This is a genomic window from Oribacterium sp. C9, from assembly GCF_002007235.1.
Classification (GTDB): domain Bacteria; phylum Bacillota; class Clostridia; order Lachnospirales; family Lachnospiraceae; genus Oribacterium.
In genome coordinates this window covers 77217-93820 of the sequence record NZ_MUHW01000008.1, presented here as the reverse complement: position 1 = coordinate 93820, position 16604 = coordinate 77217, and the positions used below count along the sequence as shown (strand labels likewise).

The window sequence follows — 16604 nt, the reverse complement described above, 5'->3', positions numbered from 1 at the left end:
CAAAAAGCGCTTCGCAGGATGGTTATATACATCCCGGCGAAGCGCTTTTTGTATTTAAAGATTTAGTTGCAAGGCTCGTAGTCTCTCTCGAAACCTGTTCTCTCACACCATACCCAGTTGCAATCAGGCTTGTACTGAACCTTGTAGCCTTCAAGTGATCCCATATCGTAACGAACTGCTGTTACTTCATGAGTTCCGTTCTTTAACTTATATGTCATCATCTCTATCACCTCGTTTTTTGATGGTGGCTACTATACACCTATCGGGCGATGCTGACAAGCTTTGCGGCAACCGGGGAAAACAGGCGAAATATCTACATTTTTTTGAAAATGTGAAAATAATATCCGAATCAGTTTATATATTATTTACAAATAATTTGAAGGCTTTTAAGAATTAATAACAATGTTTTCTACGGCTCCGTCAAAAAATTGAAATAACCGGACATAATGATTTCGAAAAAGTGCCAAGCGAAAATGGCGGAATCTGACTGAAATTGAGCGATTAATGCACAAGGATTCCTTTATCATATACTCTTTAACAGCAATACTCCGATCATTGCGATAAGGAAGATGATGTTTATCAGAGTGAAAACAATAAGATATTTCTTCGTATCGGCATTTTCCGTACTGCAGTACTGCTTGAAGGAAATGAGGCTCGCCATAGATGCTATCAGTGTGCCCAGACCTCCGAGATTCGTGCCTACGATAAGCTTCGGGATATCAGTTGTGAATCCGGAGCAGAGGATCGCGGCAGGAACATTGCTGATAAACTGACTGAGCAGGATGCTGATACCTACTTCGTTTAGCTTCACCAGCTCCTTCAGGATATCACTGAGGAAGGGTATCCTCTTGACATTTCCGATGAAGATAAAGAGGAATACAAAGGTGAAGAGAAGTGAGTAGTCCGGCTTTTTAAGTATCTCACGGTCAAAGATCAGCACCAAAAGAAGAACTACCAAAAGCCCTGCCTGATATGGAAGTACACGGACAACCACGAGAAGGGACATCAAAAATGAAAGGATATACATGGCTATCAGCAGGTTTCTTTTTTTAGAGCCGGAGAAATCGCTGTTTTCCTTTAGTGAGGCAGGCTTCGGCTTTACCATGAAGAAAGCGAAAATGAGCAGCAGGATTCCGGCGGCGATGCTGTAGGGAAGCATTAGCATGATGAACGCTGATAGATCCATACCTGACAGGGAATATAGGTAAAGATTCTGGGGATTACCGAGAGGCGTCAGCATACTTCCGAGGTTCGCAGCAACTGTTTCCAGAACTATCACATCGATGAAGAGGTCTCTGTGGCCTGAGATGGACAGAGTGATGATGGAAAACGGCACGAAGGTCAGAAGTGCCACATCGTTTGTGATGAACATGCTGGAGAAGAAGCAAAGGGCGATGAGGATGATAGAAACGCCGCGGATGGAGTTCATCCTGCCTACAAGCTTCTTTCCTATCTGCAGGAACACGTTTTGCTGCTGGAAGCCAGCCATGGTCAGCATGAGAGCAAGCAGGATGCTCAGAGTCCTGAAATCTATGTAGTCGATATACAGGCTGTCGGGCCTTACGAAGAGGCAGGACAGAACTGCCAGAACAAATGAAACGCTAAGTACTATTTCTTTTTTTATAAAGCTTTTTACGGAATTCATGGGTCCCTCTTCTTATATGAATTATTCATGCAAAAGAATAATCCTTTGGGAGTATAAGGTCAATGTTTAAGCTGTAAGTATTTCGCCGTGACAAAGGGGATGAGCATGTCACCATGAAGGTAGTACTGTCGGTGGGATAATTATGAATATAGTGTGCTGCGGCTGTATTTCTAAAAAACAAAATATACATGGGAAACAGGGCGTTGATGTGGTAGTATAGTGGAACACTAGGATATAAAAAATAGTATGAATTAAGGGCTCTGCAGGAATGATTAGTTAAGTCAGGGACGTATCATGTGTGCGGAGTAGGATGCCGATATTGTGGCGGTGTTGATGTGCAGGCAGAAATATTGACCTGAGCATCTGTTTTTTTGAGTCATGAAACTTGGAGGTTTTTATGTTAGAGTTACAGAACATCTCTTTTCAGGTAGATGCGGAGGGTCAGGATAAAGAGATCATCAGAGATATATCGTTGACGATTCCTGATGACAAGCTGGTGGTCATCACGGGACCTAACGGTGGCGGTAAGTCCACTCTTGCGAGACTTATCATCGGAATCGAGAAGCCTACTTCGGGAAGGATACTTTTCGACGGAGAGGATATCACGGATCTTTCCATCACAGAGCGCGCAAAGAAGGGACTTGGTTTTGCATTCCAGCAGCCTGTAAGATTTAAGGGTATTCAGGTTTTTGACCTTATCAAGCTTGCTACAGGTAAGAACATTTCTATAGTAGACGCATGTAAATATCTTGCAGAGGTCGGCCTCTGCGCGAAGGATTATATCGACAGAGAGGTGAACAGCAGCCTTTCCGGAGGAGAGCTTAAGAGAATAGAAATCGCGACTGTACTTGCAAAGGCTTCAAAGATGTCTGTTTTCGATGAGCCGGAAGCCGGTATCGATCTCTGGAGTTTCCAGAACCTCATCGAGGTCTTCCAGAGAATGAGAGAGAAGATCAGTAACAGTTCCATCCTGATCATTTCACATCAGGAAAGGATCCTCAACATCGCTGATGAGATAATCGTTATCAAGGACGGAAGCGTGGTGAAGCGTGGTTCAAAGAGTGAGATTCTTCCTGAGCTTATGGGGACTTCCATGGCAGTGCCCGGATGCAATAAAGTAGAGTCGGTAAGGGAGGCAAAACAGGATGTTAAAGCTTGATGAAATACAGATGAGACTGCTGAAAGAGGTGGCAGATCTTCATAAGGTTCCGGAGGGAGCCTACAACATCCGTTCAAACGGTGAATCTGCAGGACGTGTTTCCACTGAGAACATCGAGATAGTTCCGAGAGAGGACGGACAGGGACTTACGGTTCGTATCAAGCCGGGTACAAAGAATCAGAGTGTGCATATTCCTGTTGTTATGACAAAGACCGGACTTAAGGAGATCGTTTACAACGATTTCTACATCGGTGAGGATGCGGATGTTATCATCGTTGCCGGATGTGGTATAGACAACTGCGGATCACAGGATTCCGAGCATGACGGTATACATCGTTTCTTCGTCGGAAAGAACGCGAAGGTAAAGTATGTTGAGAAGCATTATGGTTCAGGAACAGGAAGCGGAAAGAGGATCCTGAATCCGGGAACCGAGGTTTACCAGGAAGAGGGCAGTACTGTGGAGATGGAGATGGTACAGATCAAGGGTGTGGATGACACCAACCGTACCACAACTGCAGAGCTGGCAGCAGGTGCGAAGCTTGTGGTCAGAGAGCGTCTCATGACTCATGGGGACCAGAAGGCACTCAGCACATATGTTGTAAACCTGAACGGCGAAGGCGCAAGTGCGGATGTTGTTTCCAGATCTGTCGCAAGAGATGATTCATATCAGAAGTTCGATGCGAAGCTCGTTGGTAATGCAGCCTGCTCAGGTCATACAGAGTGCGATTCCATCATCATGGACAGAGGAAAGATCCTCGCAGTTCCTGCTCTTGAGGCCAATGATCTCGACGCTGCGCTTGTGCATGAGGCTGCCATAGGTAAGATAGCTGGAGATCAGATAATCAAGCTCATGACTTTGGGACTCACTGAGGCTGAGGCTGAGGAGCAGATCATCAACGGATTCCTGAAGTGATCTCATAATTTAAATATACAAGTGAAAGAGCAGCTCTGAACCAGTTTATTATCTGCTGGTTGAGAGAGGCTGTTCTAAGGAAAAAAGCTCATTGACTCCAGGGTCAATGAGCTTTTTGATTTAAATGCTTATGTTTCATATGTCAAAGCTGATATCGGTCAGATGACCTGACGCATAATGATATAATTTATATCAGCTTTACAATTCCACTGTAAAACAGGTGCCGTCGGATTCATTTTCGGCGGTTATGGTGCCCTTCATTCTTTCGACTATGGCCTTTGCGATGGAAAGACCGAGACCGAAGGAACCTTTGTTATTCTCCCTGTCACAGGAATAGAATCTGTCGAAGATATAGGGCAGATCTGATTCTGAAATAAACTCCCCTGTGTTTTTTACTGTGAAAAGGATCCTGTCATCATCCTGAGTCAGTCTGATACGGATACGTTCATCCTTTGCGGTATGCTTAAGGGCGTTATCCAAAAGGATGGCAACAAGCTGTTTAAACTCATCATCATTACCGACAGCGCGGATTCCGTCCTGAACGTCATACTTATAATCGATCTGCTTCTCGTAAGCGATGGATTCATATGTCAGTGATATCTCTTCAACGGCGGCGGACAATGAAAACTCTCTGCTGTCCATCGTGGAAGTTTCCTCCAGTCTCGCGAGAGTCAAAAGCCTCTCTATAAGATGGTTCATACGGCAGGTCTCTGAAATAATATTTTTTACATGAATGTTATCACCGTTCTCCAGCTCAAGAGCCTGGGCGTTGATACTTATGGCACCAAGAGGAGTCTTAAGTTCATGACTGGCATCTGTGATAAATCGTTTTTCTCTTTCCAGCTCGAGTCTCGCCGGTTCGGTGACGAATCTAGAAAGGTCGTTTGTTACGAAGGTAAGAACGGCTATTCCGATCAGGAACAGTATGAAACTGCCGATCAGATAGATGGAACGCTCACGTTGTACAGTGTTCAGCAGGACTATAAGTCTGTTGCCGTCGGGAAGCTCTTTTTTAATGTATACGAAAGAGCCTTCTCTCCATCCCTTCGGTGTGTTGTTCAGTATACGGTCGATGAGACGCTGGGTGATACCATCAGTGTTGCCACTTCCTATGGTTCGGATGTCTATGACTTCGTCGCTGCCGTCTACGATAACACCTACAACAGGATTGAAACCTGTTTCCTCCAATGCGGTGATCTTGTTTTTGTAGTCACCCCGAAGAAGCACATCACTGTCGACCACCCACTTGACTATCTGAAATTTATTTACCGCGGTCTCATAGGAGGAGTAATGGTAAAATGCTACGAACAGCATACCTATGGTGGCGATCAGAAGCACCATGGTAACAGTTACGAATTTTTTCCTCAGATTCTCAACCATCGTGCCTGCCCTCTTCTATGGAATATCCGACGCCCTTTGTGGTTATGATCTGCGTTTCGGCTTCAACGAACTTGAGCTTCTTTCTCAGGAAAGAGATGTAAACCTCCAGACTGTTGTAGTCTCCATCGTCGCAGAAACCCCAAACCTTTGAGATAAGCGTATCCTTTGTGTGGATGTGCCCGGGATCTGCCATGAGACATTCCAAAAGTTGAAATTCCTTGTTGCCGAGCTTTACGGATTTTTCTTTTCCGCAGAGCTTGTAGCTGTTCTTGTCCAGCTTTATGTCACCAAATGTCAATGCTGAGTCATTGTCCTGTCCCGGTTTTCTGGTTCTAGCCCTTATTCTGGCGAGAAGCTCACCTGCATCAAAGGGCTTTGTGAGGTAATCATCTGCTCCGAGATCCAGCCCCTGGACCTTATCCTCTGTCTGGGATTTTGCGGTAAGTATGATGATGGGAGTCTTTATGCCCTCCATTCTTGCATTTCTCAAAATGTCTATTCCGTTAAGCTTCGGAAGCATCAAATCAAGAAGGATGAGGTCATAGATATCTCCCAGTATCGAATCGAGCCCGGAGAGACCGTCATAGACTGCATCCACCTGATAACCTTCGCCGCGAAGTATGGCGCTTATACCGTCTGAAATTTCCTTTTCGTCTTCAACTACTAAAATTCTCATAAATAAAATTATAACATCAAATAAGCGATTCACCTATAGTGACCGGTATCTCGCCTTCATCATTTCTTTTTCTTTTGAGTATTTCATCGTTGACGGAAACTCTGTGATCCGTGAGAACTATGATGGTGGAGCCTCCGAACTCGAAATAGCCTTTTTCGTCGGTGGTATGAACATGGTAGTTCATATCATTATGCTCGTAGTTTGAGATCTTTCCTACAAAAAGGGCACCCACCTCCATCTGAACCAGCTTTCCTGAGTGGACGCTTTCTATGGTCACGTATTCACGGCTGTTCTCGATGAAGACAGGAAGCTGTTCCAGTGCAATAGGTCTTACGCAGTGGAGCTTGCCTGAGATGGTCTTCTGAGAAGAAACAGTTCCGTTGGAACAGAAATTGTATCTGTGATAGTGGCTTGGCGTCAGACGGAAGATAAATGCGGTTCCGTTACTGAACTTTTCTGCCAGCTCCTTATCCTTTAAAAGTCGAACGAGACTATAGTTACTGTTTTTTATGAGGAAGTTTGATTCACTGTCTATATCGAGTACAGTGAGAAGTCCGTCACAAGGAGCTATAAGCTCGGACTTTGGTCTCGGACGGTTTTCCAGACGAAGCTTTCTGGTGAAGAAATCATTGAAGGAGGCATATCCGTCTGCGGGAACCTCATATCGATTTAAATCGATTCCGTTCTTTCTTACATAACCCGGAACCAGTCTTGCTGAAAACCCGGTGGACAGGAACTTTCCCATCCTTACTGAAACTGATGGCTTCACAAGCTGCTTCAGGATGAAACGTCCAGGAACAGTGTGATATAAAAACTTTAATCCTAATGAACTGCTCATATTATAGTACGTCCTACGAAAAATACACAGAATGCTTCTACAAGTCCTATGGCTGAAAGAAGAACCTTGCCGGTGGTGTTTGGCTTCTGGATCTCGATAGGAGTCAGGAAACCGATGCTGCAGAAGATGAGTGTGCCGAGGATAAGCTCATAGCCGTTCATGGCAAAGTTGGCACGAAGTACACAAGCGATAGGAAGTAAGAGGGCGATGGTTGTGATAGGAACACCCATGAAGCATCTCTTTCTCTCAGGATGGTTCTGAGATCTGTCCTCTTCGAGAACATTGAAATAAGCAAGTCTGATGAGCCCTGCAAGTGTGTAAAGTGAAGCAACGATACCAACCAGTGGATTGCAGTTTGAGATCATGTAGGTGAAAACCGCAGGCATGATTCCGAAGCTTATGAGGTCACAGAGAGAATCGATCTGAACACCGAATCTCTTTTCCTGAATACTTCTTTCCTTTGTTGATGCAACTGTTCCGTCCAGCATATCACAGAGACCTGCGATGAGGAGGCAGAACAGAGCCTCAAAGAACTTGCCGTCTATGGACATCATGATTCCGTAGAAGGAAAACATCATTCCGGCGTATGTAAGAACAACAGTGTAATCGTAGTAACCTAATGGCTTAATCATTTTTTTAAAAACTCCTTATTTGTTTTAATGATTTGTTTTATATATCCTACAAGGACTATCAATCCTGAAACGGAAGAGCATATGTAGAAGGAAATGCTTCTGCAAAGCGTCTGCAGCATATAGGCGTAGTCCTTTGTAAAAATCGATTGGAATCCATCCAGCATGAGGTAATCCGCAACTCCCATTCCTCCGGGGATAGGCACACAGTTGGAACCTACCTGAGCGAGATTCTGGATGATCCATAACCTCATGAGATTTACATTTTCGAGATTACCCAGAGCCAGATGCATCAGCGGTGTAATGCTTATCTGGGAAATGCGCTGAGCCAGATTGAAGGCAAAGGCAAGAAGCAGTACCGACCCCTTGTTGTGGAGCAGTTCCGAACATAGCTTGAAGTCATCCATGTGCCTTTCCATGCGACCGTTCCACTTCGCAATATCTCTTATGATGTGAATCCTGTGAAGGAACCTTATGGTGCCCAGCCCCATGCGCTTAAGGTAGGTACTTTTCCGGAGTAGTGCATAGAAAATGATGGTCAGTGTAAGCATCACTATGCTTCCGAAAAGGATAAAAGCCAACGATATCTCATTGAAATCCTCAAGTACATCCGGCATGACCAGAAGGCTCACAACTCCTATGGAGAAGGATGACAGGGTGTACATCACGAGATTTGCCAGAAGCGTCACCGTGATGGCCGAAACAGGTATCCTGTCAAACCGCATGAACAGTGCGCTCACCGGCTGTCCTCCGCTGGCGGAAGGGGTTATGGCGGAGAAGAACTGGTCTCCGGCGCTGTATAAAAGTCCCTTAAATATATTTGATTTATATCCCAATGAATTCAGCAGGCATTTCAGCGCCAGTCCTTCGAAAAGTATGAAGCCGAACATGGAAAGGAAGGTGGCTATGAGTCCCGGTATGGATGCATGCTCCAGCATGATCATTAGATGCGCCGGGGTCAGTGCCCTTGATTGGGATGAAACAGTCCGCAAGGTGAGATATGCGATGAGCACAGCTCCTATTGCAAACATAATATTCTTTTTTACATTCATTTCAGTTTACGCTCGTATTGATAATTTACAGTAAATGCGCGTCGGTACAGCCTGGCGAGTCCGGTCACTTTTACAAATCCGTAGCTGATCTCTGCCAATGCTATCCCCATGAACACATCCACGACCACATGCTGTTTTGTGGTAAGCGTGGAGATACATATGAGACCGGCTGCGATCATGGAAAAGAGCTTGTACCACTTCGGTATGAAGCGGCTCTTTCGAACTGCTATGAAGCAGAACTGGCTCGTGAGACAGTGGATGGATGGGAACAGGTTGTCCGCTGCGTCCATCCTGTAGACCATGCGCAGCATCCGTGACCAGAAATCAGTATCTGTGATGACAGGTCTCAGAGTCGTCGAAGGCAGTACTGTGAAAAAAATAAGGCAGATGATCTTGGCCAGTACATCCGCACACAGGAAGCTGTAGGCTTCATCGTCATCATCCTGCAGAGCTCCCAAAAGATAATTGATTATCCAAAAAAGGTAGCTTCCCAGATATATGGCAGTGGTCCATGGAATAACAGGAATGAAACTGTCGAATCGGACCGCCATGTTTATGTGATGGGAAGAGGTTGTCCAGAGTCGTGAGACATTGTAGGCGAATACATTGACCGCAAAAGAGATCATCAGCGGGTTATATAGTTTTTTCTGTACAAGCAGGTTCTTTTTATGTCTAAAAAAATTCATAGTTGTAATTTAAGTGATTAATTAGCAAAAATGGTTCATGACACGTAACATATTATAGTAGAAGACCCTTAAATCATTATTGAAAATGTCGGTGGGGTTTTTAAGGTTAATTTAAGCTTGAAGGAAACTATCAACTATAGCCGGATTTATGCTATAGTTATCCTCGATTTTGAATGGTTTTTGAATTTTTTTGATGCTAATGCTCAGGTTCGGAATCCGGTGGTGAAACGGATCAAAAACATAAGCTTATGGACAGTGAAAGAGGCAGCTATGGACATTTACGAAAAGATAAAGGAACTTTCAGAGCAGATGGAAAAGGAGTCTGTTCGTATCAGGAGGGATCTTCATAAACACCCTGAGACAGCATTTCTCGAAATGAGGACTACAGTGCTTATTGCAAAGCGCCTTAAGGAGCTTGGATATGAAGTGCTCACAGGAAAGGAGGTATGCAGGGAAGGTGAACGTCTGGGGGTTCCTTCATCGGAAGAGCTTTCCAGGCATGCTTCGGAAGTTCTCGGGCAGGGAGTAAAAGAGGAAGATCTGACAGAGGATATCAGGGCGGGATATACGGGAGTCATCGGCATCCTAAGATGTGGTGAAGGTCCTGTGACAGCCCTTCGTTTTGACATTGACGCACTTGGCATGATCGAGGCCGAAGATATGGAACACAGACCCTTCAGAGAAGGATTTTCTTCGGTGAATCGCGGTATGATGCACGGATGCGGACATGACGGACATGTGACCATAGGCCTCGGAACCGCAAAGCTTCTTATGGATATAAGGGATAAGCTTCGTGGAACCGTAAAGCTTATTTTTCAGCCGGGAGAGGAGGGTGGACATGGAGCGGTTCCTATCGTTGCTGCAGGGCATCTCGATGATGTGGACTATTTCATAGGAAATCACATAGCGCCCACAGATTCATATGATGATGGAGATGTGACTCCCGGAACCTATGGTTCCCTTGCGAACACTAAGTATGATGTCTGGTTCAGAGGCGAGGCATCCCATGCCGGAGGCTTCCCGGAGAAGGGTAAGAATGCTCTGGTTTCGGCATCCCATGCTGTTTTAGGACTTTATTCCATACCGCGTCACAGCGGAGGACAGACCCGTGTCAATGTCGGCACCCTCCACGCAGGCACCGGCAGGAATGTTATACCTGACACCGCAAAACTGGAGATAGAGGTTCGCGGTGAGGATACGGAGATAAATAATTACATGTCTGAGCAGGCGGAGAATATCTGCGTGGGTGCCGCCATGATGACAGGCTGCAGCTGTGAGATGAAGATGGTTGGACGTGGAGAGTCTCAGCACAGTGATGAAAGGCTTTGGAGAAGGATAGGGAATATGGTGGCATCTCATTGCCCTGATCTGAAAGTAAGCAGCATTCCAAATGCCAGAAACTGGGGAAGCGAAGATATCTCTGTCATGATGAACAGAGTGCAGAGCCATGGCGGACTCGCTACCTATATGCGTACCATGACTCCCATGGCAAGTCCGCAGCATACCGTGAGATTTGATTTTGATGAGAAAGTGCTGGTGAAGGGGATCAGAGTTTTTTCTTCCATAATATACGACCTGAACGGGAAGGAGCATGAGACACTATGAAAACACTTATATACAACGCAACGATCCTCACCATGGATAAAGCAGGAACAGTCCTTAAGGGTGGATGGATACTTACAGAGGGAGACATTATCAAAGAACTGGGAAGCTCTGACGGAAAAAAGCCTGAGGGAGTGGAAGCGGAGGAATATATCGATGCAAGAGGTGGCATCATGCTTCCGGGATTCGTGAACACCCACTGCCATGTTTCCATGGTGCCATTCCGTACCATGGGAGACGACTGTCCTGACAGACTAAGGAAGTTCCTGTTCCCGCTTGAGCTTCAGTCTATGAATCGTGAACTCGTTTATCTTGGAGCTCTTTACGGAATAGGTGAAATGCTTCTCTCCGGCACTACCACCTTCCTGGATATGTACTATTTCGAGGATGAGGTGGCGAACGCATGTCTTGAAACCGGGATCAGAGGTTATCTTGGCGAGACGATTATCGGACAGAAGACCTGTGACAGTCCTGAGAAGGAGTATGGAGGTTTTGAGTACCAGAAGAAATTCCTCGAGGATTTCAGAGGGAATGACCGTATCATCCCGATAATCGCACCTCACGGAACCACCACCCTGAGCCCGGAGAAATTAAGCGAGGCTCATGATCTGGCGGTGAGATACGATACCATATACACACTTCACGCCTGCGAAATGGACTATGAGATGAGCCATTTCAGGGAGATGGGGCAGACTCCGATAGAGTTTCTGGATTCCATCGGGGCACTTTCCGGACATACACTGGCGGCACACTGCATTCATGCGACGGAGTCGGATCTTTCCCTCATGAAGGAAAGAGGCAGCAGGATCGCTCACTGTATAGCCAGCAACACCAAGGCCGGAAAGGGTATCGCGCCTATGAAGGATGCAGATATATGCGGTGTTCCATTCGGGCTGGGAACCGACGGACCTTCCTCGGGAAACACACTGTCCATGTTCGACCAGATGCGTCTCATGCCTAACGCTCAGAAAACAAAGTATCATGACAGAAGTCTCTTCTCTGCGGAGCGAGTGGTGAGAGCTGCCACATCCGGCGGCGCTGAGGCTCTCGGTGCAGAGCATTTCGGAAGCCTGGAGCCGGGAAAGAAGGCGGATTTACAGATCGTGGAGACAGAGTCCGTAAACATGTTCCCTGCATATAATCCATATTCTGCACTGGTTTATTCTGCCAATGCTTCAAACGTTGATCTCGTCATGGCGGACGGAAAGATACTTGTCCGGGACGGTGTATTAACAGCCCTTGATCTCCCTAAGATAAAGGCTGATCTTCTTCATGCCATGAAACCGTTCATGGCTGCGGCAGAGGAATACAGGGATATCATATGACATAAGTTTCATAAGGCTTCCTCCACTTGTACCTGAACAAAAGTGGAGGATAGACTTCATGACACTTATATCATCATATTGTTTTAAATTTGGATAAATGAATGCATATTAATGCAATATTTCATCATGTTAAACATTTACAGCGTAACTCTAAATATGCTATAAACAAAAAGGCTTTTTGGAGCACATCGGAAAATGGCCGTTTGGCGCGATGAAAATGCGCTGATGGCGATGTCGTGAGCTTCAAAGTCTATAAAAGAATCACCGTTTTCGGGGAGGACATTAAGTGAACTGGATCAAAAATAAAGCGTGGATCTTTATGATATTACCGGGAGTTTTATTCCTTGCGGTATTCATGCTGATTCCACTTTGTACACTTCTCATCGCAACTTTCTTTCCAAATGAAGGAACGTTCTCGTTATCAGCTTACGGTGATATCATAAAAAGCACCTATTTTCAGCAGGTGTTTGTAAGAAGCCTGAAGCTCAGTATCTTAAGTACCCTTATCTGTGCGGTACTGGGATATCCTGCAGCATACTATATCGCAAAATTCTCAAAGAATAAGGGCATGCTCATGGCATTTGCAGTGTTCCCTATGTTCACAAGCCCGGTCATCCGTTCTTTCAGCTGGATGGTCATCTTAGGTAAGAAGGGCATCGTCAATAAACTTCTTGTTTCTGCAGGTTTGTTTGCTAAACCCCAGAGTCTCTTATACAACGAGTTTTCAATTACTGTAGGTTTCGTACAGTTATTTCTTCCACTTATGATATTGTCTCTTATCGGTGTACTTGAGAGTATTCCGGATGATCTGACGCTTGCCGCCAGAAATCTCGGCTGCACAGCCATGGAGACATTTGTAAAGATCACATTGCCTTTAAGCGTTTCGGGTCTCGTTACCGGAAGCGTGCTGGTTTTCACAGGCTGCATAACGGCATATACAACTCCTCAGCTCCTCGGCGGAACAGATACAAGGGTGCTTTCCACCATGATCTATCAGTATGCCATGAGTTTGGGAGATTGGATCAATGCTTCCGTAGTTGCGGTTATCATGATCATCGTCACTATGCTGATCTCGTCAGTTTTCAATGCTGTCAGCAAGAAAGTGAATCCATTGACATAAATACTGTCAGTAGGAGTGCGAACCCCGGACAAAAACATTAAAAAGGGACGACGTTTCGGGAAAATAGGAGGAAGAAAAGTGTCATTACTGGAACTTAGAGATATTACCGCAGGATACGATAAGAACGTGATCCTGAAGAACCTGAATCTTAACGTGGAGAAGGGGGAACTTGTGAGCCTCCTCGGACCAAGTGGATGCGGAAAGACAACAACACTTAGACTTATTGCCGGATTCTCAGAGCCTATTTCCGGAAACTTCTTTTTTAATGAAAAGGACTACACAAAGATCCCTCTTCATAAGAGAAATTTCGGCTTTGTGTTCCAGAGCTATGCGCTGTTCCCGCACATGAACATCTATGACAATGTTGCCTTCGGACTTCGTCAGAGAAAGGTACCTGAGTCAGAGATCAAAACACAGGTCATGGAGATGCTTCATACAGTTGACCTTGACGGTTTTGAGAAGAGACTTCCGAAGGAGATGTCAGGCGGTCAGAGACAGAGAGTTGCACTTGCCAGAGCCATGGTCATCAACCCTGATCTCATGCTTTTCGATGAGCCTCTTTCAAACCTGGATGCAAAGCTTCGTGTACAGATGAGAGTAGAGATACGTAAGCTTCAGCAGAAGCTGGGCTTCACAGCTATCTATGTAACACATGATCAGGAAGAATGCTTCGCCATCAGCGACAAGGTCGCCATCATGAATCATGGTGTCATCGAGCAGATGGATAAGCCTGCAGAGATCTACAATCATCCAAAGACAGAGTTCATCGCCAGATTCGTAGGATTTGAGAACTTCATGGATCTCACCAGAACAGGTGCAGGAAAGTTCGAGACTTCAGTAGGTAACGGAATCACGGTTACTGATGATATCCCGGGAGATAAGCTTAGAGCCTGCATCCGTCCTGAGGATATAGTTATAGAGAGTGAAGGAGCTGATGCGGTTAATGCCATACGCGGACAGATAAATGTTCAGACCTTCCTCGGTAAGAGAACACAGTACAATGTGTCAACAGATATAGGCGAGCTTATAGTAAGCACTGCTCAGGAAAATGTATTTTCTGTCGGAGATAACATTACCCTTTCTCTGACACCAAATAAAATCGTACTTATTCCATAGGAAAAAGTACAAAGGTCCATTTATCACCATCTATTTAGGAGGAAATTATGAAGAGAGTATTATCACTTGGACTTGTAGCTGCAATGAGCCTTGGTCTCGCTGCATGTGGTTCATCACAGACAGCCGCTACAACAGCTGCTGCAAAGGAAGAGACAACAGCCGCTGCCGCAGAGGCAACAACCGCTGCCGCTAAGGAGGAGACAACAGCCGCTGAAGCTTCAGGAGAGAAGCCTTTCGCAGGACAGAAGCTCACAGTATCAACATTCTCATTCAATGCAGAGCTTCTTCAGAAGAACGTTTATGATCCGTTTATGGAGCAGACAGGCGCAGAGCTCGTTATCGAGACAGGAAAGAACGCAGAGCGTGTTACAAAGATCGAGGAGTCTCCTGAGAACTATGATGTAGTTATCATCGGTGATTCTTTTGCAGCTCAGCTCGCTAAGGACGGCGTACTTGAGTCTCTCGACAGATCAGCTCTTACAAATCTTGATTCTATCTATGATTCAGCAAAGGCTCCTATGGGTGAGGAGTTCGGACCTGCATATACATTCAACCGCCTTGGAATCGTTTATGATCCTGAGACATGCACAACTGAGATCAAGAGCTTTGCGGATCTTTGGAATCCTGAGCTTAAGGACTCAATCGCTATTCCTGATATCACAACAACTTCAGGCCCTCTTTTCTACTACGGAACAGCAGCTGCTTTCGGTCTTGAGCCGGGCAAGGATGATGATGCTATCTTCGAGAAGCTCTCAGAGCTTAAGCCAAATGTTGTAAAGACATACACATCAGCTAACGATACTATCACCATGCTCAATCAGGGTGAGGCTTCAGTTGCACTTCTTCTTGATTACAGCTACACATCAGCCAAGCAGGCTAACGATGCCTACGTTTGGGTGGATCCTGCAGAGGGCAGCTTCTCAGGCTTCAACATGCTTAATATCGTTAAGGGCTGTGAGAACAAGGAGCTTGCTCAGGCTTTCATCGATTTCTATCTTTCAAAGGAAGTTCAGGAGGCAGAGGCTCTCGACGGTGTTGACTCTCCTGTAAACACTTCTGTTGAGCTCACAGCTGAGCAGGCACAGAACTTCACATATGGTGCAGAGATGGTCAACAGCCTCATCGTTCCTGACTGGGATCTCATCACAGAGAAGAAGGCTGAGTGGATCGAGAAGTGGAACAATCTTTTCTCAGTACAGTAAGATTAATTTAACGTGCAAAATGTTTTTTAAGAAAGGTAACCAATGAAAAAGAGTAAGAGTCTTCTCCTGTTAACAATATTGGTATATTTTTTCCTGATCGGACCACTTGTCATCATCATGGCAGCTTCCTTCAGTGATACAAATTACCTGACATTTCCCGGGAAGGGCTTTACCCTCAAGTGGTATGCACAGGTACTGACTATGAGTTCCTTCATAGATTCAGCCAGAACCTCTGTTATCGTTGCGGTAATCTCAACGGTTCTTGCTCTGGCTCTCGGACTTCCTGCGGCATATGCTCTTAACCGCTATCGTTTCCGAGGTAAAGAGCTGATAAAAACAGTGTTCCTTTCACCAGTACTCATTCCGGTAATCGTGCTCGGTTTTATCATGCTGAGATATATTGTTAATGCTTTCAAAATGCCTGTTATGCCAAGCCTTCTTATAGGACATACGCTTTTAGGCATACCTTATGTGATGCGTGTGGTAACGGCAGCTCTTTCAAACTTCGATTTTTCCATCGAAGAAGCTGCGGGAAGCCTCGGTGCAACCAAGGTGTACTGCTTTTTCAACATTATCCTGCCGAACATAAAATCAGCTATCGCATCAGCCAGCATCATGGCTATGATCAATTCTTTTAACAATGTTTCTCTCTCCGCTTTCCTCACAGGACCGGGAGTGAACGTTCTGCCGATAGAGATGATGGCATACGTTGAATATCACTTTGATCCGACCATAGCTGCTCTTGCCACTCTTCTGATGGTTGCGACCCTTGCGGTGATGCTGATCATCGAGAAGACGCTTGGATTAAAGAGTGTGGTATAAAAAACATTATTTAGACCTTACGCAAGTTAGCGTAAGGTCTTTTTTTATATCGATAAAAGTTTATAAAACTGGAAAAAGCAACAGTATATGTAAAGTGTTAAAAATTTAAATACTTAAAAATAAAGACCCAAGAACAAAGGTAAAATGTAAGTGGTTATATAGCATGTTATTTAGGCTTTTTGCTATTAAATAAGGCTTAATTGGTGTTTGGCTATTGTATGATAATTAACAAATAGATATTGGATACATTAATATTGTAGTACAAATAATTAAATTTATAGGTATATCCGGGATGATTTAATTACTCTATTTATTTTTTTAATAGCCTTTGTATAAATTACCCCCGTTATGTATAATATCAATGTTTGCTGGTTCGTGAAATTTAAGGCAGATGGTTGCAGCTTTTCGTTTCGGGTTTTGACGTAAAGCCGACATGATA

General features: G+C 45.0%; 16 protein-coding genes. 8 read left to right on the top strand and 8 right to left on the bottom strand.

What is annotated here, in order from left to right:
- Window positions 1-62: 62 nt before the first annotated feature.
- Window positions 63-221: a hypothetical protein gene (locus BXO88_RS16485; RefSeq protein WP_155889739.1), complete on the bottom strand. Its 159-nt coding sequence runs from the start codon at window positions 219-221 to the stop codon at window positions 63-65.
- Between the two features lie 302 nt (window positions 222-523).
- Window positions 524-1645 (bottom strand): SLC13 family permease, encoded by a 1122-nt coding sequence (locus tag BXO88_RS06795; RefSeq protein WP_078036997.1) that lies wholly within the window; start codon window positions 1643-1645, stop codon window positions 524-526.
- 397 nt (window positions 1646-2042) lie between these two features.
- Between BXO88_RS06795 and BXO88_RS06790 the strand changes: the two genes are divergently transcribed.
- Window positions 2043-2804, top strand: a complete 762-nt coding sequence (locus tag BXO88_RS06790) for an ABC transporter ATP-binding protein (RefSeq protein ID WP_078036996.1) — start codon at window positions 2043-2045, stop codon at window positions 2802-2804.
- The gene (locus BXO88_RS06785; protein ID WP_078036995.1) at window positions 2791-3717 is read left to right on the top strand and encodes a SufB/SufD family protein; all 927 of its coding nucleotides are present in this window, start codon (window positions 2791-2793) and stop codon (window positions 3715-3717) included. The genes BXO88_RS06790 and BXO88_RS06785 overlap by 14 nt, the downstream gene beginning before the upstream one ends.
- A 198-nt stretch (window positions 3718-3915) precedes the next feature.
- Here the strand turns inward: BXO88_RS06785 and BXO88_RS06780 are convergent, their stop codons facing one another.
- From BXO88_RS06780 to BXO88_RS06755, 6 genes are read right to left on the bottom strand one after another with little or no spacing between them, the layout of a single operon-like run.
- Window positions 3916-5097 carry a sensor histidine kinase gene (locus tag BXO88_RS06780; protein ID WP_078036994.1) on the bottom strand — a complete coding sequence of 394 codons (1182 nt, stop codon included), beginning with the start codon at window positions 5095-5097 and terminating at the stop codon, window positions 3916-3918.
- Complete coding sequence (locus BXO88_RS06775) at window positions 5090-5773, bottom strand: response regulator transcription factor (RefSeq protein WP_078036993.1); 684 nt, start codon at window positions 5771-5773, stop codon at window positions 5090-5092. Before BXO88_RS06775 ends, BXO88_RS06780 begins: the two co-directional genes overlap by 8 nt.
- Before the next feature lie 16 nt (window positions 5774-5789).
- Window positions 5790-6611, bottom strand: a complete 822-nt coding sequence (locus BXO88_RS06770) for a phosphatidylserine decarboxylase (RefSeq protein WP_078036992.1) — start codon at window positions 6609-6611, stop codon at window positions 5790-5792.
- Entirely contained in the window at window positions 6608-7243 is a 636-nt protein-coding gene (locus tag BXO88_RS06765; protein ID WP_049931951.1) for a CDP-alcohol phosphatidyltransferase family protein, read from the bottom strand. The genes BXO88_RS06770 and BXO88_RS06765 overlap by 4 nt, the downstream gene beginning before the upstream one ends.
- The gene (locus BXO88_RS06760) at window positions 7240-8271 is read right to left on the bottom strand and encodes a lysylphosphatidylglycerol synthase transmembrane domain-containing protein (RefSeq protein ID WP_168171638.1); all 1032 of its coding nucleotides are present in this window, start codon (window positions 8269-8271) and stop codon (window positions 7240-7242) included. The genes BXO88_RS06765 and BXO88_RS06760 overlap by 4 nt, the downstream gene beginning before the upstream one ends.
- 17 nt (window positions 8272-8288) lie before the next feature.
- Window positions 8289-8978 (bottom strand): phosphatase PAP2 family protein, encoded by a 690-nt coding sequence (locus tag BXO88_RS06755; protein WP_078036990.1) that lies wholly within the window; start codon window positions 8976-8978, stop codon window positions 8289-8291.
- A gap of 270 nt (window positions 8979-9248) precedes the next feature.
- Between BXO88_RS06755 and BXO88_RS06750 the strand changes: the two genes are divergently transcribed.
- The 6 genes from BXO88_RS06750 (at window position 9249) to BXO88_RS06725 (ending at window position 16165) form a co-directional block, all read left to right on the top strand.
- Window positions 9249-10583, top strand: a complete 1335-nt coding sequence (locus BXO88_RS06750) for an amidohydrolase (RefSeq protein ID WP_078036989.1) — start codon at window positions 9249-9251, stop codon at window positions 10581-10583.
- Window positions 10580-11905 carry an amidohydrolase gene (locus BXO88_RS06745; protein ID WP_078036988.1) on the top strand — a complete coding sequence of 442 codons (1326 nt, stop codon included), beginning with the start codon at window positions 10580-10582 and terminating at the stop codon, window positions 11903-11905. The genes BXO88_RS06750 and BXO88_RS06745 overlap by 4 nt, the downstream gene beginning before the upstream one ends.
- A gap of 286 nt (window positions 11906-12191) precedes the next feature.
- Window positions 12192-13025 (top strand): ABC transporter permease, encoded by an 834-nt coding sequence (locus tag BXO88_RS06740; protein ID WP_242945169.1) that lies wholly within the window; start codon window positions 12192-12194, stop codon window positions 13023-13025.
- Window positions 13026-13103: 78 nt separating this feature from the next.
- Window positions 13104-14141 carry an ABC transporter ATP-binding protein gene (locus BXO88_RS06735; RefSeq protein ID WP_078036987.1) on the top strand — a complete coding sequence of 346 codons (1038 nt, stop codon included), beginning with the start codon at window positions 13104-13106 and terminating at the stop codon, window positions 14139-14141.
- Between the two features lie 47 nt (window positions 14142-14188).
- Complete coding sequence (locus BXO88_RS06730; protein WP_078036986.1) at window positions 14189-15343, top strand: ABC transporter substrate-binding protein; 1155 nt, start codon at window positions 14189-14191, stop codon at window positions 15341-15343.
- A 42-nt stretch (window positions 15344-15385) separates the two neighbouring features.
- On the top strand, window positions 15386-16165 hold the full coding sequence (locus BXO88_RS06725) for an ABC transporter permease (RefSeq protein WP_078036985.1): 780 nt from the start codon (window positions 15386-15388) through the stop codon (window positions 16163-16165).
- Window positions 16166-16604 lie beyond the last annotated feature (439 nt).